Annotated in this window: 28 protein-coding genes and 1 riboswitch; of the genes, 26 read left to right on the top strand and 2 right to left on the bottom strand. The window is 56.5% G+C overall.

Going from position 1 to position 26,945, the window contains the following annotated elements:
* Window positions 1-2: 2 nt before the first annotated feature.
* From def to C7E10_RS04995, 26 genes are all read left to right on the top strand, one after another.
* Window positions 3-482 carry a peptide deformylase gene (gene def, locus C7E10_RS05115; protein WP_105326268.1) on the top strand — a complete coding sequence of 160 codons (480 nt, stop codon included), beginning with the start codon at window positions 3-5 and terminating at the stop codon, window positions 480-482.
* Window positions 479-1,417 carry a methionyl-tRNA formyltransferase gene (gene fmt / locus C7E10_RS05110; protein WP_105326267.1) on the top strand — a complete coding sequence of 313 codons (939 nt, stop codon included), beginning with the start codon at window positions 479-481 and terminating at the stop codon, window positions 1,415-1,417. The genes def and fmt overlap by 4 nt, the downstream gene beginning before the upstream one ends.
* 2 nt (window positions 1,418-1,419) lie before the next feature.
* Complete coding sequence (locus C7E10_RS05105; RefSeq protein ID WP_105326266.1) at window positions 1,420-2,208, top strand: DUF116 domain-containing protein; 789 nt, start codon at window positions 1,420-1,422, stop codon at window positions 2,206-2,208.
* Window positions 2,192-3,535 (top strand): 16S rRNA (cytosine(967)-C(5))-methyltransferase RsmB, encoded by a 1,344-nt coding sequence (gene rsmB / locus C7E10_RS05100; RefSeq protein WP_105326265.1) that lies wholly within the window; start codon window positions 2,192-2,194, stop codon window positions 3,533-3,535. The genes C7E10_RS05105 and rsmB overlap by 17 nt, the downstream gene beginning before the upstream one ends.
* Before the next feature lies 1 nt (window position 3,536).
* Window positions 3,537-4,598, top strand: coding sequence for a dual-specificity RNA methyltransferase RlmN (gene rlmN / locus C7E10_RS05095; RefSeq protein ID WP_105326264.1), 1,062 nt, complete (start codon window positions 3,537-3,539; stop codon window positions 4,596-4,598).
* Entirely contained in the window at window positions 4,595-5,314 is a 720-nt protein-coding gene (locus tag C7E10_RS05090; RefSeq protein WP_105326263.1) for a Stp1/IreP family PP2C-type Ser/Thr phosphatase, read from the top strand. The genes rlmN and C7E10_RS05090 overlap by 4 nt, the downstream gene beginning before the upstream one ends.
* Window positions 5,311-7,263, top strand: coding sequence for a Stk1 family PASTA domain-containing Ser/Thr kinase (gene pknB, locus C7E10_RS05085; RefSeq protein ID WP_105326262.1), 1,953 nt, complete (start codon window positions 5,311-5,313; stop codon window positions 7,261-7,263). The genes C7E10_RS05090 and pknB overlap by 4 nt, the downstream gene beginning before the upstream one ends.
* Window positions 7,260-8,147 (top strand): ribosome small subunit-dependent GTPase A, encoded by an 888-nt coding sequence (gene rsgA / locus C7E10_RS05080; protein WP_105326261.1) that lies wholly within the window; start codon window positions 7,260-7,262, stop codon window positions 8,145-8,147. Before pknB ends, rsgA begins: the two co-directional genes overlap by 4 nt.
* Window positions 8,144-8,785, top strand: a complete 642-nt coding sequence (gene rpe, locus C7E10_RS05075) for a ribulose-phosphate 3-epimerase (protein WP_105326260.1) — start codon at window positions 8,144-8,146, stop codon at window positions 8,783-8,785. The genes rsgA and rpe overlap by 4 nt, the downstream gene beginning before the upstream one ends.
* Window positions 8,786-8,791: 6 nt before the next feature.
* The gene (locus C7E10_RS05070) at window positions 8,792-10,117 is read left to right on the top strand and encodes an AsmA family protein (protein ID WP_199614489.1); all 1,326 of its coding nucleotides are present in this window, start codon (window positions 8,792-8,794) and stop codon (window positions 10,115-10,117) included.
* 53 nt (window positions 10,118-10,170) lie between these two features.
* Window positions 10,171-10,284, top strand: a riboswitch (FMN riboswitch).
* Between the two features lie 67 nt (window positions 10,285-10,351).
* Complete coding sequence (gene ribD / locus C7E10_RS05065; protein WP_105326258.1) at window positions 10,352-11,449, top strand: bifunctional diaminohydroxyphosphoribosylaminopyrimidine deaminase/5-amino-6-(5-phosphoribosylamino)uracil reductase RibD; 1,098 nt, start codon at window positions 10,352-10,354, stop codon at window positions 11,447-11,449.
* A gap of 4 nt (window positions 11,450-11,453) precedes the next feature.
* Window positions 11,454-12,092 carry a riboflavin synthase gene (locus C7E10_RS05060; RefSeq protein WP_105326257.1) on the top strand — a complete coding sequence of 213 codons (639 nt, stop codon included), beginning with the start codon at window positions 11,454-11,456 and terminating at the stop codon, window positions 12,090-12,092.
* Between the two features lie 14 nt (window positions 12,093-12,106).
* Complete coding sequence (locus tag C7E10_RS05055; protein ID WP_105326256.1) at window positions 12,107-13,336, top strand: bifunctional 3,4-dihydroxy-2-butanone-4-phosphate synthase/GTP cyclohydrolase II; 1,230 nt, start codon at window positions 12,107-12,109, stop codon at window positions 13,334-13,336.
* Entirely contained in the window at window positions 13,333-13,794 is a 462-nt protein-coding gene (gene ribH / locus C7E10_RS05050; RefSeq protein ID WP_105326255.1) for a 6,7-dimethyl-8-ribityllumazine synthase, read from the top strand. The genes C7E10_RS05055 and ribH overlap by 4 nt, the downstream gene beginning before the upstream one ends.
* Window position 13,795: 1 nt before the next feature.
* A complete protein-coding gene (gene hslO / locus C7E10_RS05045; protein WP_105326254.1) occupies window positions 13,796-14,659 on the top strand; it encodes an Hsp33 family molecular chaperone HslO in 864 nt (287 codons plus the stop codon).
* Between the two features lie 60 nt (window positions 14,660-14,719).
* The gene (gene recA / locus C7E10_RS05040) at window positions 14,720-15,802 is read left to right on the top strand and encodes a recombinase RecA (RefSeq protein ID WP_105326253.1); all 1,083 of its coding nucleotides are present in this window, start codon (window positions 14,720-14,722) and stop codon (window positions 15,800-15,802) included.
* Window positions 15,792-16,307, top strand: a complete 516-nt coding sequence (locus tag C7E10_RS05035) for a regulatory protein RecX (RefSeq protein ID WP_105326252.1) — start codon at window positions 15,792-15,794, stop codon at window positions 16,305-16,307. Before recA ends, C7E10_RS05035 begins: the two co-directional genes overlap by 11 nt.
* A gap of 150 nt (window positions 16,308-16,457) precedes the next feature.
* Window positions 16,458-18,041, top strand: a complete 1,584-nt coding sequence (gene rny, locus C7E10_RS05030; RefSeq protein WP_105326251.1) for a ribonuclease Y — start codon at window positions 16,458-16,460, stop codon at window positions 18,039-18,041.
* A gap of 110 nt (window positions 18,042-18,151) precedes the next feature.
* Window positions 18,152-18,727 (top strand): hydrolase, encoded by a 576-nt coding sequence (locus C7E10_RS05025; protein WP_105326250.1) that lies wholly within the window; start codon window positions 18,152-18,154, stop codon window positions 18,725-18,727.
* A 105-nt stretch (window positions 18,728-18,832) separates the two neighbouring features.
* Window positions 18,833-19,621, top strand: coding sequence for a uridine phosphorylase (gene udp / locus C7E10_RS05020; protein ID WP_105326249.1), 789 nt, complete (start codon window positions 18,833-18,835; stop codon window positions 19,619-19,621).
* 5 nt (window positions 19,622-19,626) lie between these two features.
* Window positions 19,627-20,850: a phosphopentomutase gene (locus tag C7E10_RS05015; protein WP_105326248.1), complete on the top strand. Its 1,224-nt coding sequence runs from the start codon at window positions 19,627-19,629 to the stop codon at window positions 20,848-20,850.
* Window positions 20,847-21,491 (top strand): hypothetical protein, encoded by a 645-nt coding sequence (locus C7E10_RS05010; protein WP_105326247.1) that lies wholly within the window; start codon window positions 20,847-20,849, stop codon window positions 21,489-21,491. The genes C7E10_RS05015 and C7E10_RS05010 overlap by 4 nt, the downstream gene beginning before the upstream one ends.
* Before the next feature lie 30 nt (window positions 21,492-21,521).
* On the top strand, window positions 21,522-22,304 hold the full coding sequence (locus C7E10_RS05005; RefSeq protein ID WP_105326246.1) for a ZIP family metal transporter: 783 nt from the start codon (window positions 21,522-21,524) through the stop codon (window positions 22,302-22,304).
* 119 nt (window positions 22,305-22,423) lie between these two features.
* Window positions 22,424-24,061 carry a hydroxylamine reductase gene (gene hcp / locus C7E10_RS05000; protein WP_105326245.1) on the top strand — a complete coding sequence of 546 codons (1,638 nt, stop codon included), beginning with the start codon at window positions 22,424-22,426 and terminating at the stop codon, window positions 24,059-24,061.
* 1 nt (window position 24,062) lies between these two features.
* Window positions 24,063-24,224, top strand: a complete 162-nt coding sequence (locus C7E10_RS12045) for a hypothetical protein (RefSeq protein ID WP_158572310.1) — start codon at window positions 24,063-24,065, stop codon at window positions 24,222-24,224.
* Between the two features lie 19 nt (window positions 24,225-24,243).
* Window positions 24,244-24,606 (top strand): DUF488 domain-containing protein, encoded by a 363-nt coding sequence (locus tag C7E10_RS04995; protein ID WP_105326244.1) that lies wholly within the window; start codon window positions 24,244-24,246, stop codon window positions 24,604-24,606.
* Between the two features lie 112 nt (window positions 24,607-24,718).
* Here the strand turns inward: C7E10_RS04995 and C7E10_RS04990 are convergent, their stop codons facing one another.
* Together C7E10_RS04990 and C7E10_RS04985 are read right to left on the bottom strand one after the other, a co-directional pair.
* On the bottom strand, window positions 24,719-25,555 hold the full coding sequence (locus C7E10_RS04990; RefSeq protein ID WP_105326243.1) for an alpha/beta hydrolase family protein: 837 nt from the start codon (window positions 25,553-25,555) through the stop codon (window positions 24,719-24,721).
* A complete protein-coding gene (locus C7E10_RS04985) occupies window positions 25,545-26,816 on the bottom strand; it encodes a dicarboxylate/amino acid:cation symporter (RefSeq protein WP_105326242.1) in 1,272 nt (423 codons plus the stop codon). Before C7E10_RS04985 ends, C7E10_RS04990 begins: the two co-directional genes overlap by 11 nt.
* Window positions 26,817-26,945: the final 129 nt, after the last annotated feature.

Genomic DNA, 26,945 nt, shown 5'->3' with positions numbered 1-26,945 from the left:
ATATGGCAATCTATAATATTGTAAAAGTTGGGGCGCCCATCCTGCGGGAAAAGGCAGCTCCGGTTACCCGTTTTGATAAAAAATTGGCCAAGCTCATGAAGGACATGGCGGAAACCATGTACCGGGCCAACGGCTGCGGTCTGGCAGCTCCCCAGATTGGTCTGGGCAAGCGCATTGTGGTCATTGATGCTGGAGATGGCTATGGCATTCGGGAGTTTGTGAACCCGGTACTGTCTGACCCCGTGGGGGAAGAAGTGGACGAGGAAGGCTGCCTGAGTGTACCCACCTACGAAGGGGAAGTAGAGCGGGCGGCCCAGATTACGGTCACCTATCAGGACGCCAAGGGCACCCACTACCGCCTTACGGCCCAGGGCCTTTTGGCCCGTGCTCTCCAGCACGAATGTGACCATCTGGAAGGCATTTTGTTTATTGATAAGGCCATCAGCCTGACGGCCAAACCCAAGGAAGAGGAACGCATATGAAAATTGTTTTTATGGGAACCCCGGAATTTGCGGTGGCCAGCCTGAAAGCCCTGGTGGAAAGCGGCCAGCATGAAATTGCGGCGGTGGTCACCCAACCAGACCGTCCCAAAGGCCGGGGACACAAGGTGATGATGTCCGCCGTCAAGGAATATGCCCTGTCCCAGAACCTGCCGGTACTTCAGCCGGAACGGGTGAAGACCCCGGAATTTTTGGAAGCGCTGGAAGAACTGGCCCCGGAGCTTATTGTGGTAGCTGCTTTTGGCCAGTTTCTGCCTAAAAGCCTGCTGGAACTGCCTAGGTACGGCTGCATCAATGTTCATGCGTCCCTGCTGCCCCGGTATCGGGGTGCGGCCCCCATCCATTACGCCATCTTGAAAGGCGAAAAGGAAGCGGGTGTCACCATTATGCAGATGGACGTGGGCATGGATACGGGTGCTATGCTGGCCAAAACCGCAGTACCGGTAACGGACGAAATGACCCAGGGGCAGCTCCACGATATTCTCAAGGAACGGGGCGCCCAGTTGCTGCTGGATACCATTGACCAATTGGCAGCGGGAACGGCTAAGGCTGTGCCCCAGCCGGAACAGGACGCTACCTATGCGTCCCTGATTACCCGGGATATGGAAAAGCTGGATTGGAGCAAATCCAGCCGGGAGCTGCACAACCAGATCCGGGCCTTTGATCCCTGGCCGGGTTCCTTTACCCTGCTGCCCAGCGGCAAGCGCCTGAAGGTTTGGGCCAGCCGGATTCGCAGCGAACAGGGTCAATTGGGGGCACCGGGAACGGTGCTGGAAACCAATCCGGAAGGCATCCTGGTTGCCTGCGGAGAGGGAAGTCTGGAAATTACCCAATGCCAGCCGGAAGGCAAGAAACGGATGCTGGCTGACCAATTTGTCAACGGCAAAAGTCTGGAACCAGGAGAAATATTGGCATAACAATGATAGATATGGTACTGCGGCCGAAAAAACGGCTGTTTATCGCGCTGGTTTCCCTGGCCACGGTGCTGGCGGGCTTTGTAGTATTTGGCCTGTGGCGGCTGATGGTGCCGGGCCTGCAGCAGCTTCATCCGCTGCTGCCCCATGTGGTGGGGATTGCCGCGCTGCTTGTAACGGTAGCCCTGGTTTCCGGGGTGCTGGGGATTGTCATGGCCATTGTGGGTTTTCCCACCATGAAATTTTTCTATATGTGGGCCTGGCATATCATCAATTTTCTGTATCCCCTGGTACTGTTTTTGGGGAAAATGATGGGAATTTCCAAGCGGAGGATTGAACAATCCTTTATTGAGGTCAGCAACCATCTGGTCCGGCGGCAGCATGTGCGGGTTCCCGCCAATCGTCTGCTGATCCTGACCCCCCACTGCATCCAGCTGGATACCTGTCCCTATAAGGTGACCCGGGACATCCACAACTGTCACCAGTGCGGCCGCTGCGGGGTAGGGGACCTTTTGGCCCTGTCCAACAAATACGGGGTCCATGTGGCCATTGCCACCGGGGGGACCTTGGCCCGGCAGGCCGTGAAGAAGGCCCGGCCCAAAGCCATCTTGGCTGTAGCCTGTGAACGGGACCTGACCAGCGGCATCCAGGATGTCTTTCCCCTGCCGGTAATCGGGGTGCTGAACGAGCGGCCCAACGGGCCCTGCTTCAATACCCACACGGATATGCACAAGGTAGAAGAGGCCATCAAGTCTTTCATTATAAAAGAGGATTTACATGAACGTAACCACTAAAGATCCGCGGGAAGCGGCTTTGCTGATTTTAAAACAAACTTTGCTCAAGGGGGCTTACGCAAACCTGGCTTTAAGCCAGGGGCTGCGTGGGGCTCCTTTGTCTGCGTTAGACCGTAAACTGACCACGGAGCTGGTGTACGGCACGGTGAAAACCCTGGGGACCCTGGACTGGTACCTGGAAAAGGTGGTGAATCGTCCTCTGTGGAAGCTGGACGAAACCCTTTTGGTGATTCTCCGGCTCAGCGCCTACCAGCTGCTGTTCCTGGACCGGATTCCGGACTCGGCGGCCTGCAATGAAGGCGCCAAACTGGCCCGGAAATGGGTGAACGAGGGCAGCGTAAAGCTGGCCAACGGGGCCCTGCGCCAACTGGCCCGGACCAAGAACCAGTGGAAGCTGCCGGCTGGGGAAAAGTATGAACTGACCCGGCTGGCCCTGCGCTATTACCACCCCGAGTGGCTGATTCGCCGCTGGAAGTTCCGCTTTGGCCTGGACGAGGCCGTGAAGCTGTGCCAGTTTGACAACCAGGTGCCGCCCCTGGCCTTACGGGTGAATACCCTGAAGACCACCCGGGAAAGCCTCCAGCAGCGGCTGGCAGAGCGGGGCATTGTGACCCGGCTGTCCCAGTGGTCCCCGGACGGGCTGTTGTGCGACAGCCTGCCCTCCCTGGACAGCCTGCTCCAGGACTTTGGCCCGGAACTGTATATCCAGGACGAAAGTTCCATGCTGGACGCGGCGGTGCTGAATCCCCAGCCCGGACAGCGGGTAATCGATATGTGCAGCGCCCCTGGCGGGAAGACCACCCACCTGGCCCAGAAGATGGCCAATCAGGGAGAAATCCTGGCCCTTGACATCTACGACCACAAGCTGGAACTGGTCAGGGAAAATGCCCAGCGCCTGGGGATTACCTGCATCAAAACCCAGAAGGCCGACGGTACGGTGGTTGTGCCGGAATGGGAAAAGACGGCGGACAGGGTTCTGGTGGACGCCCCCTGCAGCGGCCTGGGGGTATTGAACCGCCGGGTGGAAGCCCGCTGGCGGAAAGAGGAGCGGACCCTTAGTCAGTTCCCGCCCCTGCAAAAAAAAATTCTGGCCAATGCCGCCCGGTACGTGAAGGTGGGGGGACGGCTCCTCTACAGTACCTGCACCCTGGAACGGGACGAAAACAGCCGGGTGCGGGAAGCCTTTCTCAAGGACCAGCCTAACTTTGCGCCGGTGCCCTTTGCCCACCCCCTGACCGGGGAATTGGTGGAGGAATTGCAGATCCTGCCCTGGCGGGACGGCATTGACGGTTTTTATTTATGTTTGTTCGAAAGGAAGGGTGAATAACATGGCAAAACGGGAAATCCTGGGACTCACCCTGCCCGAGCTTCAGGAAGAACTGGTGGCTCTGGGCCTTAAAAAATTCCGGGCGGAACAGGTGTTCCGCTGGCTGTACGAAAAATCCGCCGTGGACTTTGAGCAGATGTCCAATCTGTCCAAGGACAACCGGCAGCTGCTTGCAGAGCATTATAAAATTATGACCAGACAGGTGAAACCTATTAAGGAATACCGCTCCCAGGACGGCTTGACCCACAAGGTGCTGCTGGAACTGGAAGACGGCGCCACGGTGGAAACGGTGCTGATGCACCACGACTACGGCTACAGTGCCTGCCTGTCTTCCCAGGTGGGCTGCGCCATGAATTGCGCCTTCTGCGCCAGCGGCCTCCACGGCTTTGTGCGGAATCTGACCGCCGCCGAAATCCTGGCCCAGCTGTACTACTTCCAAAGCCAGCTGCAGGAGAGCGGGGAACGGGTCAGCCGGGTGGTGATTATGGGCAGCGGGGAACCCATGCTGAACCTGGATAATGTGCTCCGGGCCCTGGACCTGCTCCATAGCGACCGGGGCCAGTGCATCGGCTACCGGAACATGACCATTTCCACCTGCGGCATTGTGCCCGGGATTGAGGAAATGACCCGGCAGGGCCGGAACATCAACCTGGCCATCTCCCTGCACGCCGCCAGCAAGGCACTGCGGGACCAGCTGATGCCGGTGAACCACCGGTACCCCTATCCGGAGGTAATCCGGGCAGCGGAAGCCTACGAAAAAAGCAATGGCCGTCAGGTCATGTACGAATATATCCTTCTGGCAGGGCTCAATGACCGGCCGGAAGATGCCCAGGCCCTGGCAGATGCCCTGGAGCATAAGGAATGTGTCATCAATCTGATCCCTGCCAACCCGGTTCCGGAAAAAGGCTTTCGCCGTCCCGATGATCGGGCCGTGGACCGGTTCTTCCAAATCCTGAAAAAGCGCCATATCAACGTGACCGTGCGCCGGGAAATGGGCAAAGACATTAATGCGGCCTGCGGACAATTGCGGGCCAGTGCTTTAAAGGAGGCACAAAAGAAATGATAGCAGTCACAAGGACCAGCCGGGGTTTGGTGCGTCCGAAGAATGAAGACAGCATCTTGGTCCGGGAACCGGACCTGTATGCCATTGCCGATGGCATGGGCGGCGCCGATGCCGGTGAAGTAGCCAGCTACGAGGCCGTGCAGCAATTGGCACGGCTGGACCTGTCCGGGGTGCCCCGGAAGGAAATTCTTGCTGCCCTGGAGCACGGCATCCAGAACATCAACCGGAAAATCTGGGAACTTTCCCAGGATAAACCCAATTTTAACGGCATGGGAACCACCCTGACCGCTGTGTACCTGCCGGACGCCCGCAGCGCTTTTGTGGGCCACGTAGGGGACAGCCGGATCTACGTCTTCCAGGAAGGCCAACTGCGCCAGGTGACCAGTGACCACAGCTATGTGGCCGAGCTGGTGCGGCAAAAGCAGATGACCCAGGCAGAAGCGGACCAGTCCGACCAGAAGCATATGATCACCCGGGCCATTGGGGTGGAGGAAGCGGTGGAGGTGGACACCTTTGAAGTACTGCTGGAGGGTGCCCAAAAGCTCCTCATCTGCTCCGACGGGCTCACCAATATGATCAGCGAAGCGGAAATCGAACGGCTCCTGGGATACAAAAACCTGGACCGGCTGGCGGACGGCCTGCTGGACGGAGCCATTACCGCAGGCGGCGAAGATAACATTTCCTTTATTGTCATCGATTTGGAGGCTGTCAAATGAACGGAAGAATAACCTTGAACGGCCGGTATGAGATTATTGATAAAATTGGCGGCGGCGGTATGGCCGAAGTGTTCCATGGCTACGATACGGTACTGCACCGGGACGTAGGCATCAAAATCCTCCGGGACCAGTTTATCCAGGACAAGCAGTTTGTGGCTCGCTTCCGGCAGGAAGCCTGCAATGCGGCCGGCCTGTCCCATCCCAATATCGTCAATATCTATGACTGCGGCAACGAACACGAAATCTATTACATTGTCATGGAATACGTGGTGGGCCGCTCACTGAAGGAAGTCATTGAAGAAAACGGGGCCCTGGACTACAAGACCGCAGTCCGCTACGCCATCGGCATCTGCTCGGCCCTGAAACAGGCCCATGACCATTCCATTGTCCACTGTGACGTAAAGAGCCAGAACATCCTCATCGACACCAAGGGCGTGGCCAAAATCACCGACTTTGGCATTGCCCGGGCCTTTGGCCAGCCCAGCAATGGGCCGGACAAGAACGTTATCGGGTCCGTGTACTACCTGTCTCCGGAGCAGGCTGCCGGCCAGCCGGTAACCCCCCAATCGGACCTGTATTCCCTGGGGGTGGTCTTCTTTGAAATGCTTACCGGCAAGCTGCCCTACGATGGAGCAACACCCCTGGAGGTGGCCCGGCACCATCTGGAGTCATCCACCCCTTCGGCCCGGCGCTATGACCCGGACATTCCCTACTATCTGGACAACATTGTCACCAAGGCCCTGGCCAAGAATCCCCAGCTGCGGTACGCTTCCGCCGATGATTTCCTGGCGGACCTGAAGGACGCCCAGACCCGGCTTTTGGGCAAGGAAGAACCCCTGGATCCGGCCTGGTACGATACGTCCAGCCGGAAGCCGGTCAGCGACGAGACCATGGTTATCAGCAAGACCCAGATGCTGGACGGGATTTTGAAACCCCAGCCGGCAGAACCCAAAAAGGACGATGTGCCGACCCCGGAAGAGGAGGCGGCAGCCCGGGCCAAAAAGAAAAAATTCCTGGCCTTTTTCCTGGCGGCCATTGTGGTCCTAAGCGGCGTAATCTACGCCATTTTAAGCTATACCAGCGGGGATATTCCCGTACCCGATGTGAAGGGCAAGCCCCAGGCAGAAGCAGAACTGCTGCTGACCAAGGCCAATTTGGGCTTTGAGGTCACCAAGGAATACAGTCCCACCGTGGCCGAAGGCGTGGTCATCAAGCAGAGCCCGGGTGCGGGCAGCAAGGTGAAGGCCGGCCGGAAAATCAAACTGGTGGTCAGCCAGGGGGCGGAACCCGGGGTGGTGCCCGACCTGAAGAAAAAGAGCCTGTCCGAGGCCACCCAGCTTTTGGAGAAAGCCAAGCTGAAGGTGGGCTCCCTGACGGTGAAATATGATTCCAGCGTGCCCCAGGGTACGGTGATTTCCCAAAGCGTATCCGCAGGCAGCAAGGTAACCCCAGGAACCAGCGTGGACCTGGTCATGAATATCAGCGGCAATCAGACTGCTGTGCCTTCCCTGGAAGGATTGTCCCTGGACGATGCCAGAAGCAAGCTCAGCGATATGGGCCTGACCGTGGGCAAGCTGGAAGAAACCAATAGCGACAAGGCCAAGGGCACGGTGCTCTCTGTGAGCCCCGGGGCCGGCCAAGTAGTGGAACGGGGCAGCACGGTGAACCTGGTGGTATCCGCCGGCAAGAAGGAAGAAAAGAAGGAAACCAAGGATAGTTCCTCTTCTTCCGGCAGCACTACTTCCACCCGGACCATTACCTACACGGTACCCGGCAGCGGCAGCGCCAAAACCGTGAAAATCATTGCATCCGATGCCACCAGCAGCCGGACGGTATTCTCGGGCTCCGTTGCGCCGGGAACCCAGATTACCCGTCAGGTCACTTTGGGCCCGGATGCCAGCGTACAGATTTATGTGAACGGCGCTTTGGCGGAGGATAAATCCCTGTGAGTCAGCAAACAGGAAGAATCATCAAAACCTATAACGGCTACTATTATGTGCTGGGGGACAACGGAACCTGGTACACCTGCAAGGTTCGGGGCCGGCTGAAGCAGAAACGCTTTATCATTGCCGCCGGCGACCGGGTGGAACTGGACGCAGCCGGGGACGAGGGCATGATTACGGAAATCCTGCCCCGCCGGAACCTGCTCCAGCGTCCCCTGGTGGCCAATGTGGACTGGCTGGCGGCGGTGTTTGCCTGTGCCGACCCGGACCCCAGCTTTCTTTTAATCGATAAATTGCTGGCCCTGGCAGAAGCCGCAAACATTCCCGCCGTCCTGGTGCTCAACAAGGCTGACCTGGCGCCTGAAGGGTTCTTTGCCCGGCTGGAAGCCGTGTACGCCCCCCTGGGCTACCCGGTGCTTCAGGTGGAAGCCAAAAACGGCAAGGGCCTGGACGCCCTGCTGGAAAAAATCTCGGACAGCACGGTGGTGTTTGGCGGTCCTTCCGGGGTGGGAAAATCCACTTTATTGAATCACCTGAATCCGGAACTTTCTTTAAAAACAGGCCAGGTAAGCGCCAAAATCGGCCGGGGCCGGCATACCACCCGCTTTGCGGAACTGCTGCCCTTCCAGGGGGGCTACATTGTGGATACCCCAGGGTTCGGCAATATCGACTTGGCCGAACTGGTTATGGACGATGCGGCCCAGGGGTTCCGGGAACTGAAAGCCCGGGCCGGGCAGTGCCGGTTTAGCGGCTGTACCCATACCCATGAACCGGACTGTGCCGTAAAGGCAGCGGTGGCTGCTGGAGAAATTGCCGCCAGCCGGTATGAATCCTACTGCATGATCCGCCAGGAATTGGCGGCACAAAAGAAAAGAGGTCAAAAATCATGACAATCATTGCTCCTTCCATTCTTTCCTCCGATTTTGCCCGGCTGGCCGAAGAAACTGCCAGCCTGAAAGAAGCCGGTGCCGATTGGGTGCATATTGACGTAATGGACGGCCAATTCGTGCCCAACCTGACCTTTGGGGCGCCGGTGGTGAAATGCCTCCGGAAATGGACGGATATGTTCTTCGACTGCCACTTGATGGTGGAACATCCGGAAAACTATATCGACAGCTTTGCCGCTGCCGGGGCGGACATGATTGTGGTCCACGCCGAGGCCACCCATCATCTCCACCGGGTGCTGCAGACCATCCACAGCAAGGGCATCCAGGCTGGGGTGGCCCTGAACCCGGCTTCTCCCCTGTGCCTGGTGGAAGAAGTCCTGGCCGACGCGGATATGATTCTCCTGATGAGCGTCAACCCGGGGTTTGGGGGCCAGAAGTTCATCCCGGCCAGCGTGGACAAAATCCGCCGTCTGAAGGCTATGCTGGAAGCCCGGGAACTGAAGACCCTCATCGAAGTGGACGGCGGCGTCAACGCCGAAACGGCCAAACAGGTACGGGAAGCCGGCGCCAATGTGCTGGTGGCCGGTTTCTACATCTTTGGTGCGCCGGACCGGCAGGAAGCCATTGCCGCCCTGCGGTAACTGTCGATGAAGGCATTTTGGCGGACCCATAAGGTCAAAATCAAACTGGTAGTGGTAGGTCTGCTGGCCGCCCTTTTGGTGGTCAGCTGGCTGGCCTATCTGGCCAGCATCCATGCAGCTGCCATTTTCAACCGGGAAATGGCCCGGCAGCACTACCTGGACGGCACCATTACGGTGGAGCGGATTACCGCTACCCCCTTTGGCCACGTGCATTTTGAAAACCTGGAGTGGAAGGGGGCCCACGACGGCAACCGGATAACCATTCCCAACGGGTATTTCCACGTGAATCCCCTGGACATTATCCTGCGGCGGACCAACAGCCGGACCATTGAACGGCTCCAGCTGGACGACGCAGATATTGTCCTGACCTTCAGCGAAAATATGCACGTCCGGGGCATCCGGGCTGCCCAGCTGCCGCCGCCGGAGCAGCGGAAAAAGGGAGACCGGAAAAACTTTGACATCAAGCTGAAAAATGTCAATGTGGAGGTACTCCTGAACCACTGCCACCTGACGGCCTACTACAAGCAGCGGACCCATACCTTTGAGGATGTAAATGCCAATCTGCACTACAACAGCAAGGACAAACTGACCATCGACTTTTCTACCGGTGAACTGGGGGGTACCCTGGAAGGCAAAGGAGTGGATATCCAGGGAGCGGTTGACCTGAAACCCCGGGTGTCCACCTACGACCTGAAGCTGGGCATCAAGGAACTGAATCCGTCTTCCCTGGGAACGGGGCTGAATATCCACGAACGGGTGACCGCCGCCGCCAATGTTACCGGGGACCTGCCGGATCCGGTGATTGTAGGCCAGCTGTATATGCCCAACCTGAACCTGCCCGGTCTGAAATTTACCAAGGTCAAGGGCAATTTTAAATACGCCGACGGCTATATTGATGCCCAGAACGTGACGGCAGATGTGTTTGGCGGTACCTGCGATGCCCACGGGGGCTTCAACATCGATACCAAGGCCTATACGGTCAACGTGATGGGTCACGACCTCCACAGCGAGGACGCCACCGGAGTGCCCTTCTTCCGCTGCCTGGTGCAGCTGGACCTGAAGATGCTCTGCGATGGGGACAACCGGTCCACCCTGACCTATGGCTCCTTCTATTCCGGCAAGGGGATGTACGCCATTGTCCAGTTCAATTCCATTCACGGCACCTTTTCCAACCAGTACAAGGAGTTAAAGTTCAGCGATGTGGAAATCAAGTCCGATGGCGGGGATATTGTGGCGCCCCAGTTTGAGCTGGTGGACGGCTCCCTGCATTTGGGCAATCTGTATTACGTGTCCCCGGACGGCCGCCGGACCCGGATCCGCTTCTTTGGCTAGGCGGTTGCAAAGTCCCGTGCATATGATATAATGAATGAGTAATTTTATAGTGAAATTGTCTTTGGGGCGGGGTGGAACTCCCTACCGGCGGTTACAGTCCGCGAGCGCAAGCACGAATCGGTGGAATCCCGATACCGACAGTACAGTCTGGATGAGAAAAGACAGCGAAAAGTGTATTTTTGCCGTGCTGCCCCAGGCAGTGCGGCTTTTATTTTGCAGAAAGCAGGTGGACTTTTGACAGATCAGGAATATATGAGAATCGCTCTGGACCTGGCGGAGCAGGCGCGGGGAAATACCAGCCCTAATCCGCTGGTGGGCTGCGTTATCGTCAGCCCTGAGGGCGAAATTGTAGGACGGGGCTATCACCACAAGGCGGGGCAGCCCCACGCAGAAGTAAATGCCATGGCGGACGCCGGGGAGAAAACTAAGGGTGCTACGGCCTATGTTACCCTGGAGCCCTGTTCCCATTACGGGCGCACGGGTCCCTGCTGCGAGGCGCTGATCAAGGCGGGCATCCGCAAGGTAGTGGCCGCTATTGAGGACCCCAATCCCCTGGTAGGGGGCAAGGGCTTTGCCCGGCTCCGGGAAGCCGGCGTGGAAGTGGTTACCGGGGTGCTGGCTGAGGAAGCCCGGCGCCAGAACGAGGTGTTTCTCCATTGGGTAACCCACAAGCGGCCCTTTACGGCACTGAAATACGCCATGACCCTGGACGGGAAAATTGCCACGGCTTCCGGGGATTCCAAATGGATCAGCGGGGAAGAATCCCGGAAATACGCCCATACTCTCCGGAGCCAGTACGACGCCATTCTGGTAGGGAAAAATACGGTGCTAAATGATGACCCGTCCCTGACGGTGCGGCTGGTGGAAGGCAAAAATCCCCTGCGGATAGTGCTGGACAGCAAATGCCAGCTGCCGGTGGACCGGAAGGTCTTCCAGGACGGGGAGGCCAAAACCCTTTTGGTTACCTCCTGCAAGGCAGATCCGGAACGGCTGGCAGCCTTCAAGGGGCTGGACCAGGTGACCATCTGGCAGCTGCCGGAAAACGGCGGTACCCTGGACCTGGGGGCACTGCTGGACCGACTGGGCGAAAACAACATCACCAGCCTGCTGGTGGAGGGGGGCAGCCAAATCCATGGCTCCTTCCTGGACCTGAAACTGGCCCAGCGGGTATACGCCTTTATCGCTCCCTGCCTTTTGGGCGGGAAAAAGAACCTGACGGCCATTGGAGGCCGGGGGGCCAGAACCATGGCCCAGCGGGTTACCCTCAGCGAACCACAGCATAAGGTGTTTGGTGAGGATTTAATGCTTACGGGCCTTTTGGAAAGGGGCTGAGCGTATGTTTACAGGACTGGTTGCGGAACTGGGGACGGTGGACACCCTGCGCCGGGAACAGAATTCCTACCGGCTGACCATTGCCGCCAAAAAGATTCCGCCGCTGCTCTCCATTGGGGAAAGCGTCTGCTGCAACGGGGCCTGCCTCACCGTGACCCATTTTGACCAGGGCCACTTCACCGTGGACGTCATGCCGGAATCTGCCCGGCACACCACCATTGGCAGCCTGAAGCGGGGGGACAAGGTAAACCTGGAACGGACCCTCCATGTAGGGGACGGCCTGGACGGCCACATTGTCAGCGGCCACGTAGATGGGGTGGGCACCATTGTGAAGATGGTGCCGGAAGGCATTGCCAAGGTCACCACCATCAGCTGCGGGCCGGAACTGCTCCAGGGCATGGTCAGCAAGGGCTCCATTGCCATTGACGGCATAAGTCTTACCATTACGGAAGTCACGGATACCACTTTTTCCGTATCCCTGATTCCCTTGACGGTCCAGTTCACCACCCTGGGTTTCAAAAAGCCCGGCGACAAGGTGAACCTGGAAACCGATATTTTGGGCAAGTACGTCCAGCGCATGCTGGAAAAACGCAAAACAGGGGGCCTGACCAAGGAAACCTTGTTGGAAAATGGCTTCTTTTAAGGAGGAAATTACCTATGGAACAAGAGTATAAATTTGACACCATTGAACAGGCCATTGCCGACCTGAAAGCCGGCAAGATGGTGCTGGTTACCGATGATGCCGACCGGGAAAACGAAGGGGACCTGATCATGAGCGCAGAGCACGTGACCACGGAAGCCATCAACTTCATGGCCACCTACGCCAAAGGCCTGATCTGTATGCCCTGCGACGGCAAAATTCTGGACCGGCTGCAATTAGACCCCATGGTAGCCAACAACACCGATAACCACGAAACGGCCTTCACCGTTTCCATCGACCATAAGGATACCACCACCGGCATTTCCGCTGTGGAACGGGCCTACACCATGAAAAAATGCGCTGAGGACGACGCCAAGGCCTCCGACTTCCGCCGGCCCGGCCACGTATTCCCCCTGCGCAGCAAGGAAGGCGGCGTGCTGCGCCGTACCGGTCATACGGAAGCCACTACGGACCTGTGCCGGCTGGCAGGCCTGAAGCCGGTGGGCATCTGCTGCGAAATCATGAGCGCTGACGGCACCATGGCCCGGACCCCCGAGCTGATGGAATTTGCCAAAGAGCACCAATTGACCTTCATTACCGTGGCAGACCTGGTAGCTTACCGGAAAAAGACCGAAAAAATGGTCCACCGGATTGCCAACGTGGCCCTGCCCAGCAAGTACGGCACCTTCCGGGCCATCGGCTACGAAAATGATCTGGACGACAAATGCCATGTGGCCATTATCAAAGGGGACATTACCGGCAAAAAGAACGTGCTGGTCCGGGTCCACTCCGAATGCCTCACCGGGGACGCCTTCGGCTCCCTGCGCTGTGACTGCGGGGACCAATTGGCTACGGCCCTGCGCATGATCGAGAAGGAAGGCTGCGGCGTGGTGCTGTATATGCGCCAGGAAGGCCGGGGCATTGGCCTGGCCAACAAACTGCGGGCCTATGAACTCCAGGACCAGGGCCTGGATACGGTGGACGCCAACGTGAAACTGGGCTTTGCCCCGGATATGCGGGATTATGGCATTGGTGCCCAAATCCTGGCGGACCTGGGTCTTACCACCATCCGGCTGATGACCAATAACCCGGCCAAACGGGCGGGCCTGTCCGGCTACGGCATTACCATTACGGAAACCGTGCCCATCATCATGAAAGACAATTGCTACAACCATCACTATATGGTAACCAAACAAGTCCGCATGGGACATGAATTACACGAAAAAGAAGTGGAGGCTAAAAAATGAAAGTAGTAGAAGGAAATTTACTGGCAGAGGGTTTAAAATTTGGCATCGTAGTTGCCCGTTTCAATGAGTTAATTACCAGCAAGCTGCTCAGCGGCGCGGAAGACACCCTGGTGCGTCACGGCGTAGCAGAAGACGACATTACGGTGGCCTGGGTTCCCGGGGCTTTTGAAATCCCCCTGGTAGCCAAGAAAATGGCCCAAAGCGGCAAATACGACGGCATCATCTGCCTGGGCGCAGTGATTCGCGGCGCTACCAGCCACTATGACTACGTATGCAGCGAAGTGTCCAAGGGCATTGCCCTGGTGAACATGGAAACTGGCGTTCCCACCGGCTTTGGCGTACTCACTACCGAAAATATTGAACAGGCTGTGGAACGGGCTGGTACCAAGGCCGGCAACAAGGGTTCCGATACGGCCCTGTCCATGATTGAAATGGTCAACCTGACCCGGAGCCTGTAAGATGTCCGAAGATATTTTAGTCAAGGCTACGGCGGGGGATGCCCGGATTTATGCGGTAAGCACCACCCACCTGACCCAATATATGAACGAAATCCATCACTGCTCTCCTCTGGCTGCGGCGGCCCTGGGCCGTACCGCTGCCGGGGCTCTGCTCCTGGCGGCTACCATGAAGTCCGGGGAAGCGGTAACGGTGCGCTTTAAGGGCGACGGGCCTTTGGGCCAGGTGATGGCCGATGCCCGGGATTACACGGTCCGGGGCTTTGTGATGCACCCGGAAGTGATGCTGCCGTCCAAAAACGGCAAACTGGATGTAGGCGGCGGGGTCGGCCATTACGGCATTGTCACCGTCACCCGGTGCCCGGAAAAGGGCGAACCCTTTACCGGGGTTTCCACCCTGAAAAGTGGGGAAATCGCTGCGGACCTGACCCGGTACCTGTACGTGTCCGAGCAGACCCCTTCCAGCGTTGCCCTGGGCGTCCTGATTGAAAAGGACGGCTCTGTGGCCACTGCCGGCGGTTACTTTGTCCAGCTGCTGCCGGAAGCGTCCGAAGAAACGGCCAAGACCTTGGAAGACAATATCCTGACCCTGCCCTACGTAACCGAACTGCTGAGCAGCGGCTGTACCCCGGAGGAGATGATTCGCCGGGTAGCCAAAGGCCTGCCGGTAGAAATTCTGGAATCCCACCCGGTTTCCTTCCATTGCAGCTGCAGCCGGGAAAAGGTGGCCCAGATGCTCTGCGGCCTGCCGGAAAAGGACTTCCAGGAAATTCTTCAAGACCCTCAAACCGAGGTTCATTGCCAATACTGCAACAAATCGTACCACTTTACTCCCGACGAGCTGAGAGAGCTTCCTAGAAAATCTTGACGAAACGAACAAATGTTTGTAAAATAGATAATGTACAGCAATGGACAAGGAGATGAATTCATGAGTATGGATGCAGATAAGACGAAAGCCCTGGATGCGGCTTTAAAACAGATTGAAAAGGATTTTGGCAAAGGCTCCATTATGAAATTGGGGGCAGCCAGCGCCAAGATGAATATAGAAACCATTCCTACAGGTGCACTATCCCTGGATTTGGCATTGGGAGTAGGGGGTATTCCCCGGGGCCGGGTGATTGAAATCTATGGACCGGAATCTTCCGGTAAAACTACGGTTGCCCTGCACATGATTGCCGAAGCCCAAAAGCGCGGCGGCTATGCAGCTTTCATCGACGCCGAACACGCCCTGGATCCGGAATACGCCCGGAACCTGGGGGTGGATGTGGACAACCTCTTGATTTCCCAGCCGGATACCGGCGAACAGGCCCTGGAAATCTGCGACGCCCTGGTGCGCAGCGGTGCTATTGACATTATCGTCATCGACTCCGTAGCAGCCCTGGTGCCCAAGGCAGAAATCGAAGGGGAAATGGGTGAATCCCATGTGGGCCTCCAGGCCCGGCTGATGAGCCAGGCCCTGCGGAAACTCACGGGTATCATTTCCAAGTCCCGGACGGCTACGGTGTTCATCAACCAGATCCGGGAAAAAGTAGGCGTGATGTTCGGCAACCCGGAAACCACCACCGGCGGCCGGGCCCTGAAATTCTATTCCACCATCCGGATGGATGTACGCCGGATTGAAAGCCTGAAGAACGGCAACGAAATCATCGGCAATCGGACCCGGGTGAAAGTGGTGAAAAACAAGGTTGCACCTCCCTTTAAGCAGGCCGAATTCGATATTATGTATGGCCAGGGCATTTCCCACGAGGGCTGCCTGGTGGACCTGGGGGTCCAGTACGAAATTATCAATAAGAGCGGCGCCTGGTATTCCTACGGGGATGAACGCATTGGCCAGGGCCGGGAAAATACCAAGACTTTCCTGAAAGAACACAAGGATATGGCTGCGGAAATTGAGCAGAAAATCCGGGCAGCAGCCGGTCTGGCCAGTACGGCCCAGGCAGCTCCTGCCCAGCCGGAAGAAGACGATGGCCTTCTCATGACGCCGGAGGATAATCCGGACAATGTGGAATAAGTCGGGAAAAGCCCTGGGTACCTACGCCGAAGCCTATAACTTTGCCTTGGACAAGCTGTCCCTGCGGGATTTCACCCGGTTTGAGCTGCGGGACAAGCTGTTGGAGCGGGAATGCCCGGAGGACCTTGCAGACCAGGTTTTGGCCAAGCTGACGGAACGCCATTTCCTGGACGACGCCCGCTGCGCCGCCCGGATTACGGCAGCCTGGCGGGGCAAGCGGTTTTACGGCCGCCAGTACCTGCGGCTGATGCTCAGCAAAAAGCAGGTGCCCCAGGAACTGATTCAGGAAGAACTGGCCCAGGTAACGGAAGAAGAAGAAACAGAGCGGGCCTGTGACTGGGCCAGGACCCAACTGGGAAAATTCCAGCGCAAGTACAAGGCAGACCCCCGGAAGGGGAAAGCCGCCTTGTCCAGAGGCCTGGCTTCCCGGGGCTTTGGCTTTGGAGCCATTGCTTCTGCCCTGCAATTGTGGCAGGAAGCTGGCGGGGAAGAAGACCTGTTTTAGCAGAAAAAGTATAGAAGCGGGGCTATGCGAGGCATAGTCCCCTTTTTGCTGTGCAGCTTTATTGACACTCTTATGAAAATACTATAAAATAACTTTGTCCAATCGTGTTTATTGGGTTTTAAGGCGACCTCTGGTTGCCTTATTTATTGTATGAACAAGTTTTGCAAAAATTCTAGAGAAGAGGAGGTGTACATCATAGATCCCATTAGTGTATTTATCGCTCTTGTCCTTTGTTTGTTAGGTGTGGGCGGTGGCTATATGGCCCGGAAAAATGTTGCCGAAGGCAAAATCGGGGCTGCAGAAGATAGAGCCAAAGAAATCCTGGAAGAGGCTATGCGTGACGCCGAAGCCAAGAAAAAGGAAGCTTTATTGGAAGCCAAGGAGGAAATCCACCGTCTGCGTTCTGAAATGGAACGGGAGAACAAGGAAAGAAGAGCTGAACTCAGTAAAAATGAACGACGCTTGGTGCAAAAGGAAGAAAACGTCGACAAGAAAATGGATGCTTATGAGAAGAAGGAAGAAAAACTCATTGAGCAAAGCAACCGTCTGCAGGCTGCCCAAGCTAAAGTCGATGCTCTTTATGGCCAGCAGGTCACAGAACTGGAACGGATTTCCGGTTTGACCAGCGATGAAGCCAAGCAGGAATTGTTGGACAATGTACGGGAAGAAGTCAAACACGACAAAGCCCGTTTGATCAAGGATATGGAACAGGAAGCCAAGGACGTGGCAGACCAGAAGGCCCGGGAAATCATTTCCCTTGCCATTCAGCGCTGTGCGGCTGATCAGGTTACGGAAACTACGGTTACCGTTGTTCCCCTGCCCAACGACGAAATGAAGGGACGGATTATTGGCCGGGAAGGCCGGAATATCCGTACCCTGGAAACCTTAACTGGTATCGATTTGATCATTGATGATACGCCGGAAGCTGTCATTATTTCCGGCTTTGACCCTGTGCGCCGGGAAGTTGCCCGGATTGCCCTGGAGAAGCTCATCAATGATGGCCGTATCCATCCTGCCCGTATTGAGGAAATGGTGGAAAAGGCCCAAAAAGAACTGGATCAGAAAATTAAGGAAGCCGGTGAACAGGCTACCTTTGAAACAGGCGTTCATGGACTGCATCCTGAACTGATCAAACTGCTGGGCCGGCTTAAATACCGCACCAGCTATGGTCAGAACGTGCTGAAGCATTCCACCGAAGTTGCCCATTTGGCTGGCCTTATGGCTGCCGAACTGGGCGTGGATGTAAACTCCGCCAAACGGGCCGGCCTGCTGCATGATATTGGCAAGGCTGTGGACCACGAGGTGGAAGGATCCCATGTGGATCTGGGGGCAGAAGTGGCCAAACGGTATCACGAATCCGATATCGTCATCAATACCATCATGTCCCACCACGGAGACTGCGAAGCAACCTCCGTCCAGGCGGTCCTGGTTTCTGCCGCGGATGCCATTTCGGCAGCCCGTCCGGGAGCTCGCCGGGAAACCCTGGAAACCTACCTGAAACGGTTGACGCGATTGGAAGAAATTGCCGAATCCTTCGATGGCGTAGAAAAATGCTATGCTGTCCAGGCAGGCCGGGAAATCCGTATTATGGTGAAGCCGGATAAGATTGACGACGATGATTCCGTCATTCTGGCTCACGACGTGGCCAAAAAGATCGAAGAGGATATGGAATATCCTGGGCAGATCAAAGTGGTCATTGTGCGGGAAACCCGTGCCGTGGATTATGCAAAATAAAATTGGCCGTGCCTTTGGGCACGGCATTTTTTTAGGCGGATACCCCAGGTTTGTGCTATACTATAGGGGAATTTTCCACAATACTCAAATATCCGAGGGGAGAGAAAGCTATGGCAGGAACGCGTGAAGAAGCTTGGGAACTGTTAAAGGAATACAATCAGGAGCCTTTCCACCGGCAGCACGGGCTGACGGTAGAAGGCTGTATGCGCTATTTTGCCCGGGAATTGGGCTACGGGGACGAAGAAGATTTCTGGGGCCTGGTAGGTCTGCTCCACGATTTGGATTATGAAAAATATCCGGACCAGCACTGCCGGAAGGAAGCGGAAATCCTCCGGGAAAAAGGCTGGGACGAAAAGCTGATTCATGCGGTAGCCAGCCACGGCTGGCCCCGCTGCAGTGACGTGGAACCCCAGCTGGAAATGGAAAAGGTGCTGTATGCCGTGGACGAACTGTCCGGGCTCATTGGGGCCGCAGCCCTGATGCGGCCCTCCAAAAGCGTCCAGGATATGGAAGTGAAGTCCCTGAAGAAGAAATTCAAGGATAAGCATTTCGCCGCCGGCTGCAGCCGGGACGTAATCCAGCAGGGAGCCGATATGCTGGGCTGGGATCTCAACAAACTGTTTGAGCAGAGCATTTTGGCCATGCGTTCCTGTGAAGAAACGGTACAAAAAGAAATGGAAGAATAAGGAAGAGAATGCGGAGCAAAAGCAATTTTTGCCCCGCATTTTTTCCGCCTGCGTGTTATTATATAAGTATACTGAGTTGGCCGTTGTGGCCGGAAAGGAGTTTGTATGGGACATTACGCAAAACCAGAAGAAGTATTGTACCACACCCAATTGTCCCAGAACATGCTTCTGGGAGCGGATATCGCGTTACTGCCCGGAGACCCGGGGCGTGTCCGGTCCCTGGCAGAGGCTATGGGGCCGACCATTGATCTGACCAGCCACCGGGAATACACCAGCGCCCTGGCGCAGGTGCAGGACAAGCCGGTGCTGGTCTGCTCTACAGGCATGGGAGGGCCGTCCACCGCCATTTGTCTGGAGGAACTGGCCCGTTTGGGCATTCGCCGGGTGATCCGGGTGGGCACCACCGGCTCCATCCAGGAGAACCTGAACCTGGGAGAGGTGGTCATCATCAAGGGAGCGGTGCGGCTGGAGGGTACCAGTACCCACTACGCCCCCTTGGAATTTCCCGCGGTAGCGGACCTGGAACTGACCCAGCTCTTGGTGTATGCTGCCCGGCTGCTCAATATCCCGCACCAGGTGGGCATCTGCGTATCTTCGGATACCTTTTGGCCCGGCCAGGAACGGTATGACAGCTTTACCGGGTACGTGCCCCGCCGTTTCCAGGGCAGCATGAAGGAATGGCAGCAGCTGGGGGTCACCAATTATGAAATGGAAACCGCCGCCGTGTTTGTGACGGCCCAGGCCCTGGGAATGAAGGCAGCCAGCCTGTGCGGGGTGGTGGCCAAACGGACCCAAAGCGAGAGCATAGCTTCGCCGGAGGTGTATAAACAGGCGGAAAGCCGCTTTCAGGCCATTCTCCACCGGGCTTTGAACGAGTTGTTGGTAAGGGAGTGATTCCAGTGAAACGCTGTATCATCTTAATGTTGGATTCTTTTGGCATTGGAGGCGCACCGGATGCCGCCAAATTTGGGGACGCAGGAGCGGATACCCTGGGGCATATTGCCCAGTGGTTTGCCAAAGGCCACGCAGAGGATGCCGCAAAACCCCTCTTAAAACTGCCATATTTGGCCCAGGTGGGCTTGGAACTGGCCCATGAAGCCAGTACAGGCAAAAAACTTGCGGCCAGCCTAAACGCCGCTGAGCCCCTGAAAGGGGCCTATACCTACGCCCGGGAAATCAGCAGCGGTAAGGATACGCTCAGCGGCCATTGGGAAATGGCCGGGGTCCCCGTCAAGTTTGACTGGGGGTATTTTCCCAACGTACCCCACTGCTTCCCCAAGGACATTATTGACGGCCTGATTCAGGCAGGAAACCTGCCCGGGGTGCTGGGAGAAAAGCACGCCTCCGGTACGGTCATTCTCAAGGAACTGGGGGAGGAAAGCATCCGCACCGGCAAGCCCATTGTCTATACCTCTGCGGATTCGGTGCTGCAGATTGCCGCCCATGAGGAGCATTTTGGCCTGGACCGGCTGTACGCTCTTTGCCAGGCGGCCTACCAGCTGGTGCAGCCCTACCATATTGCCCGGGTTATCGCCCGGCCCTTTGTAGGGGAAACGGCGGATACCTTCGTGCGCACCGGCAATCGCCACGACTATGCAGTGCCCGCCCCGGAACCCACCCTGGTAGATGCGGTTTACGAACAGGCCGGGGGCGTGTACGCCATTGGCAAGATTGCGGATATTTTTGCCCACAGGGGCATTACCAAGGCCTATAAGGCAACGGGCCTGGATGCCCTGTTTGACGCTACCCTACAGGCTATGGACGATGCCGGGGACAGGAGTCTGGTATTCACCAATTTTGTGGATTTTGACTCTACCTACGGCCATCGCCGGAACGTGGAAGGCTACGGGGAAGGGCTGATGCTCATTGACCGGCGGCTGCCGGAACTGTGGGCCAAGCTCCAGCCCGGGGACCTGGTGCTGGTGACGGCGGACCACGGCTGTGATCCTACCTGGACCGGCTCCGACCATACCCGGGAGCACGTGCCCGCCCTGTTCTTTGGGCCGGAGGTGCTTCCCGGCGCCCTGAAACCCATGGAAACTTACTCCGATATGGGGCAGATTCTGGCCCAGCATTTGGGCCTTACCCTGAAACGGGGGACTGCACAGAAGGTGGTAAAATGAAAGCCCTGAAACAAGTACTGGTACTTTTGGCTTCGCTCTTGAGCTTGGTTATGCTTTTGCCCGGGAGCCCTGCCTGGGCCGCCCAGGCCCCGGCGGAAAGCCCGGCGGCCGTTCCAACGGTGGCGGGGGATCCCCTGAACCGAAAGGGCATGGCCTTTGTGGTCTACGACCAAACGGGGGAAGTGACCCCGGCCATGAAAGCCCTGTGGAAGCGGCAGGTGCGTCAGGCCTACCCTAGGGCCGAGTATACCTTCATTGACGATCCCCAGGCTGTCCAGGCGGCCAGTGCGGTGCTCAGCCAGTCCAATTCCGATGACGACCATTACACTGCGGCGGAATTTGCTGCCATTGGCCAAAAGGCCCAGGCGGACGTGGTGGCCGTGGTGATTGTAAAAGCCATGGAAGAATACTATGTGGAACCTATGCTTATGGGCTGGTGGGACGACGGGCCGGATACCTGGCTCCGGGTGCTGACCGCTGCCGATCTGTACCTGTACAAGCAGGAGAACCAGAAATTCCTGCATAAGAACCTGCGGAAGGTGGAAACCACGGAGGTTTCCCTGGCGGTGCCGCCGGAACGGGAAATCCAGTATGCCCTTAGCAATTTGGCCATGAAAATGGAAAACAAGCCGGAAATCTAAACGGGAAACATCTCAGAGAGGAGCCAATCCATGAATTCTGAAATTTGGAAGGGAATCCTAATTCCCTTTTTAGGCACATCCCTGGGGGCTGCCTGTGTGTACTTTATGAAGGACCAGCTGAACCGGCAGCTCCAGCGGGGGCTGACGGGCTTTGCCGCCGGGGTTATGGTGGCGGCGTCCATTTGGAGCCTTTTGATTCCTGCCCTGGAGGAATCCGCTGCCCTGGGGCGTCTGGCCTTTATTCCAGCGGCTGTAGGGTTCTGGGTGGGGACGTTGTTCCTGCTGCTGCTGGATACCCTGATTCCCCACCTGCATCTCAACGCCCAAAAGGCGGAAGGGCCCAAAAGCCATTTGGCCCGGACCACCATGATGATTTTGGCCGTGACCCTCCATAATATTCCGGAAGGTATGGCCGTGGGCATGATTTATGCCGGCTTTTTGAATGACCCGGGGACCATTACCCTGGGCAGTGCCATTGCCCTGTCCCTGGGGATTGCCATTCAGAATTTCCCCGAAGGAGCCATTATTTCCCTGCCGCTGCGGGCAGCAGGGTTGGGACACCACAAGGCTTTTGTCGGCGGGGTCCTGTCCGGGGTGGTAGAACCGATTGCGGCGGTGTTTACCATCTGGGCCTCCCAGTACATTGTCCGGCTGCTGCCGTATTTCCTCAGCTTTGCGGCAGGGGCCATGCTGTACGTGGTGGTGGAAGAACTGATTCCGGAAATGTCCGAAGGGGAGCATTCCAATATTGGGGTGCTGACCTTTGCCCTGGGTTTCACGGTGATGATGATTTTGGACGTTTCCTTGGGATAATTTTATTTTCGTTGTTTTAACAACGGACAAAGGAGGTGGGTTTCTTTATAATAAAACCATCGAGCGAACAACACCTCAAAGAATCTCATTTTTACCTGTTAGAAAAGGGGAGTAAAAGTATGGAAAATAAAATGTTCTGTTTTCAATGTCAGGAAACTGCCGGCTGCAAAGGCTGCACGGTTGTAGGCGTATGCGGCAAGAAACCGGAAGTAGCTGCTATGCAGGACCTGCTGATCTACGTGACCAAAGGCCTGTCCGCCATCACCACCAAACTGCGTGCTGAAGGCAAGGAAGTCAGCCGGGAAGTAAACCACCTGTGTACTGTTAACCTGTTCATTACCATCACCAATGCCAACTTCGATCGGGAAGCCATCATTGCTGAAATCAAAAAGACTTTGCAGGTAAAAGCTGAGCTGCTGGGTCAATTGACCGATAAGGCCGGCCTGCCGGAAGCTGCCCTGTGGAACGGGGAAGAAAGCGAATTTGATGCCAAAGCTAAGAACGTTGGCGTACTGGCCACCGAAAACGAAGACATCCGTTCCCTGCGGGAAATGATTACCTATGGTCTGAAAGGTCTGTCTGCCTACAGCAAACATGCCAACAACCTGGTACAGGATAACCCCGAAGTAGATGCTTTCCTGCAGCGCGCCCTGGCCGCTACCCTGGATGACAGCCTGACCGTGGATGATCTGGTTGCCCTGACCCTGGAAACCGGTAAATACGGCGTACAAGGCATGGCCCTGCTGGATGGTGCCAACACCGGTGCTTACGGCAATCCTGAAATCACCACCGTGGATATCGGCGTACGCAATAACCCTGGTATCCTGATTTCCGGCCATGACCTGAAGGACCTGGAAATGCTGCTGGATCAGACCCAAGGCACCGGCGTGGATGTATACACCCACTCTGAAATGCTGCCGGCCCACTACTATCCGTTCTTCAAGAAATACACCAACTTTGCCGGCAACTATGGCAACGCCTGGTGGAAACAAAAAGAAGAATTCGAAACCTTCAACGGACCCATCCTGATGACCTCCAACTGCATCGTTCCGCCCAAAGACAGCTACAAAGACCGTCTGTGGACCACCGGTGCTGCCGGCTATCCTGGCTGCAAACACATTGTAGCTGACGAAAATGGCCACAAGGACTTCAGCGCCCTGATTGCCCAAGCCAAGGAATGCAAACCTCCTGTAGAAATTGAACATGGTACCATCGTTGGCGGCTTTGCTCATGAACAGGTATTTGCCCTGGCTGACAAAGTAGTAGAAGCTGTAAAATCCGGCGCTGTGAAGAAATTCGTGGTAATGGCTGGCTGCGATGGCCGCATGAAGAGCCGTGACTACTACACCAAGTTTGCAGAAGCCCTGCCCAAGGATACCATCATCCTGACCGCTGGCTGCGCCAAATACAGATATAACAAACTGAACCTGGGTGACATCGGCGGTATTCCCCGTGTACTGGATGCCGGCCAATGCAACGACTCCTACTCCCTGGCTCTGATTGCCCTGAAACTGAAGGAAGTCTTCGGCCTGGACGATGTGAACAAGCTGCCCATCGTGTACAACATTGCCTGGTATGAACAAAAGGCTGTTATCGTTCTCCTGGCCCTGCTGTACCTGGGTGTGAAGAACATCCATCTGGGACCCACCCTGCCTGCCTTCCTGTCCCCCAACGTAGCCAACGTTCTGGTGAAGAACTTCGGCATCGCTGGCATCGGCTCTGTGGAAGACGATATGAACCTGTTCTTCGGCGCCTAAGATGGCCCTATATGACCCCAGTATCTGTCCCTGCCCCCGGACTTCCTGTCCCCGGTTTGCCCAGTGCGAACCCTGCATCGCTTTCCATCACAGCTCCAAGAAGTATCCTCTGACGGCCTGCGAGCAGTTGGCCCGGAAGGCAGAAAAACAGGCCAAGAAATAAACAGATAGAAGGCTTTCCTATGGGAAATCTCCAGATCAAACGGATTTACGAAACTTGTGAGGAAACGGACGGCTGCCGGATTTTGGTGGACCGTCTGTGGCCCCGGGGCATTGCCAAAGCCAAGGCCCAGCTGGAGGAATGGGAGAAGGAAATTGCTCCTAGTCCAGAGCTGCGCAAGTCCTTTGGCCATGAACCGGACCTGTTTCCCTCCTTTACGGAATCCTACCAGAAAGAGCTGGCAGCAAATCCTGCCGCAGCGGCATTCCTGGAAAAGGTACGGAACCTGCTCCAGCAGGGGAATGTAACCCTGCTGTACGGGGCCAAGGACCAGGAACACAACAATGCGGTGGTGCTGAAGCACTGGCTGGAAACCCAATTATAAAAATAACCGTTCTCAAAAGCTTGCTTTTGGGAACGGTTATTTTGTCTTGCTTTGCAAATGAAAAAGCCCTGGCTGCACAGCTTGCAGTCAGGGCTTTTAGGTTCATCAGGGTTTAGCCTTTTACCACCTGTTCCAGCCAGGTGCCCAGGGTTTCGGCCAGGGCCAGCCGGGCGGTATCCAGGGAGTGGTTGGAGTCCAGGAGTACCAGTTTGTGGTTAGCTTGGGTGGGCAGCTGCTCCAGGGCATTCCACAGGGGCAGCACCATCTTGTCCGGAGGTGCCACCGTATCCCGCTTGCCGCCAATGAGCAGCAGGTTCCGGTGCTGGAATTCCGGAGCCAGCTGGGCAAAGCCCCACTCCTTATAGTGGGAGAAACTGTCCTGCCACAGGACTTCCGGGCTCTCAATATGGAGTACGGCGGAAATCTCCGTAAACAGGGCCTTGATTTCTTCTTCCTGCAGCAGGTCCCGGAGGGCTGCATGGTCAAAGGGGCAGAAGGCCATAATGCCCTTGATCCAGGGCAGCTGCCGGGCGGCGTTCAGTACCGTGTTGCCGCCGTTGGAGTGGCCTGCCAGGAAAATATTGTCCGGGTCGATGCCGTATTCCTTGGGAGCCTCTTCCCGGGCCCAGTTGGCCGTATACAGGGCATCTTCCAGGCAGTGGGAGAAGGAATACAGCCCGTCACTGCCCCAGGCCCCCCGGTGGTACAGCCGCAGCACCACACAGCCCATGCGCCGGAGGCTTTGGGCCAGGTCGTCGTTGCAGTTGGTGCCAGGAATTCCGTGGCACAGGACCACCGCAGGATGGGGAGCCTCGTAGACCCCGCTGGGCAGATAGATTTCCCCCAGGACCCGAGAGCCGCCAATATTGAGCATCAGGTCCAGGGAGTCCGGCAGGGCCGCGCTGCCCTGTTCCGGTTCCCGCAGTACATAGGAGGCATCAATCTTCATAGGCCAGGACATCCTTTCCATTCAAGTTCTTTTTGTACCAGTCTTTCCCGTAGAAAATCCGGCTGATGACCATGGAAACCACGGTGTCGCCGCAGGAGTTCAGCAGCGTGCAGCCCGGGTCAAACAGTTCGATAACCATCAACAGGATGGGGAAGGCTGCTTCCGGCAGGTTGAACACGGATACAATCATGGTTTCACCGGCTGCGCCGCCGCCCGGTACGGAAGACGTGGCTACGGAGGAGGCTACGCCCACGAACAGGGCCAAAGCAAAGTCAAAGCCGGCCAACGGGGTGCCAAACAGAGTGGTGGCCAGCACTTCGGAATACACGATGGCAATGCAGGCACCGTCCATATGGCAGGTAGCACCCATGGCTACCACCACGGAAGAAATTTCCCGGGGAACCCCCAGTTTGTCGCAGGCTTCCATCTGCAGAGGGATGGTGGCGGCGGAGGAACGGGTGCCCAGGGCGGTCAGGGCAGGAGCCAGGATGACCTTGAAGAAGTTCTTGACCCCCCAGCTGCCGGCGCCAATGTAGGCGTACAGCCCCAGGAACAGGAAGAAGTACAGAATGACCACGGAGTAGAACACCAGCATGGCATTGCCGTAGGCCTTTAACAGGTCGATGCCGTAGGTCCCGGTCAGGTCTGCAAAGTAGGCGCCCAGACCAATGGGAGCGGCTTTCATGAGAATGGCCACCATCTTGTAGCATACCAGGGACATGGCGTTCATCCATTCCACTACGGGTTTGGCCGGTTCGCCAATCATGGAGACGCAGATGCCGAAGAAAATGGTCAGGATGATCAGGGGCAGTACGTGGAACCGAGAAATCAACAGCGGCAGGTCGCCCACCGTCAGGGTATTGACAATCTGGTCACTGATGGACACCGTCTTCATGGCCGTCTGGGTGGCTTTGGGGGCGTTAAAGGTGGTGGGCACCCCGGTAAAGTGGGTGACAATCAGGATCAGTGCACCGGAAATGATGGCGGTGGTAATGAAAATCAACAGGGTGTAGCCAATCATTTTCCCTACCTTGCCCGTATCCTTGGTGTTGGCAATAGAGCCGGCAATGGAGAAGAAAATCAGGGGTACAATCAAACAAAACAATAAGTTCAAGAAAATCTGGCCAATGGGCTTCAGGATAGAAGCCTTGTCCCCCAAATAGAGTCCCAGGATGGCACCAATAATACAGAAGGTGATCAGGATAATGGGGTCCCGGTAGTTGGCTAGAGCAGACCGGGTAGTGCTTTTGGCAGCGCTCATGGAAAATCCCTCCCAAAGAAAAATAAATAAAAATAAGTATAACCTGAATTATAGGCTTATAGAAACAGAAGTGCAACCAAATTTGTAGGAAATCTGTAAAATTGTAAGAGAAAAATTCCTTTTGTGGCA

Source organism: Acidaminococcus hominis, assembly GCF_900291475.1.
In the GTDB taxonomy this organism is placed as follows: Bacteria; Bacillota; Negativicutes; order Acidaminococcales; family Acidaminococcaceae; genus Acidaminococcus; species Acidaminococcus hominis.
Note: the sequence above shows the minus strand (reverse complement) of the source record. Positions and strands in the feature narration are given on the sequence as shown.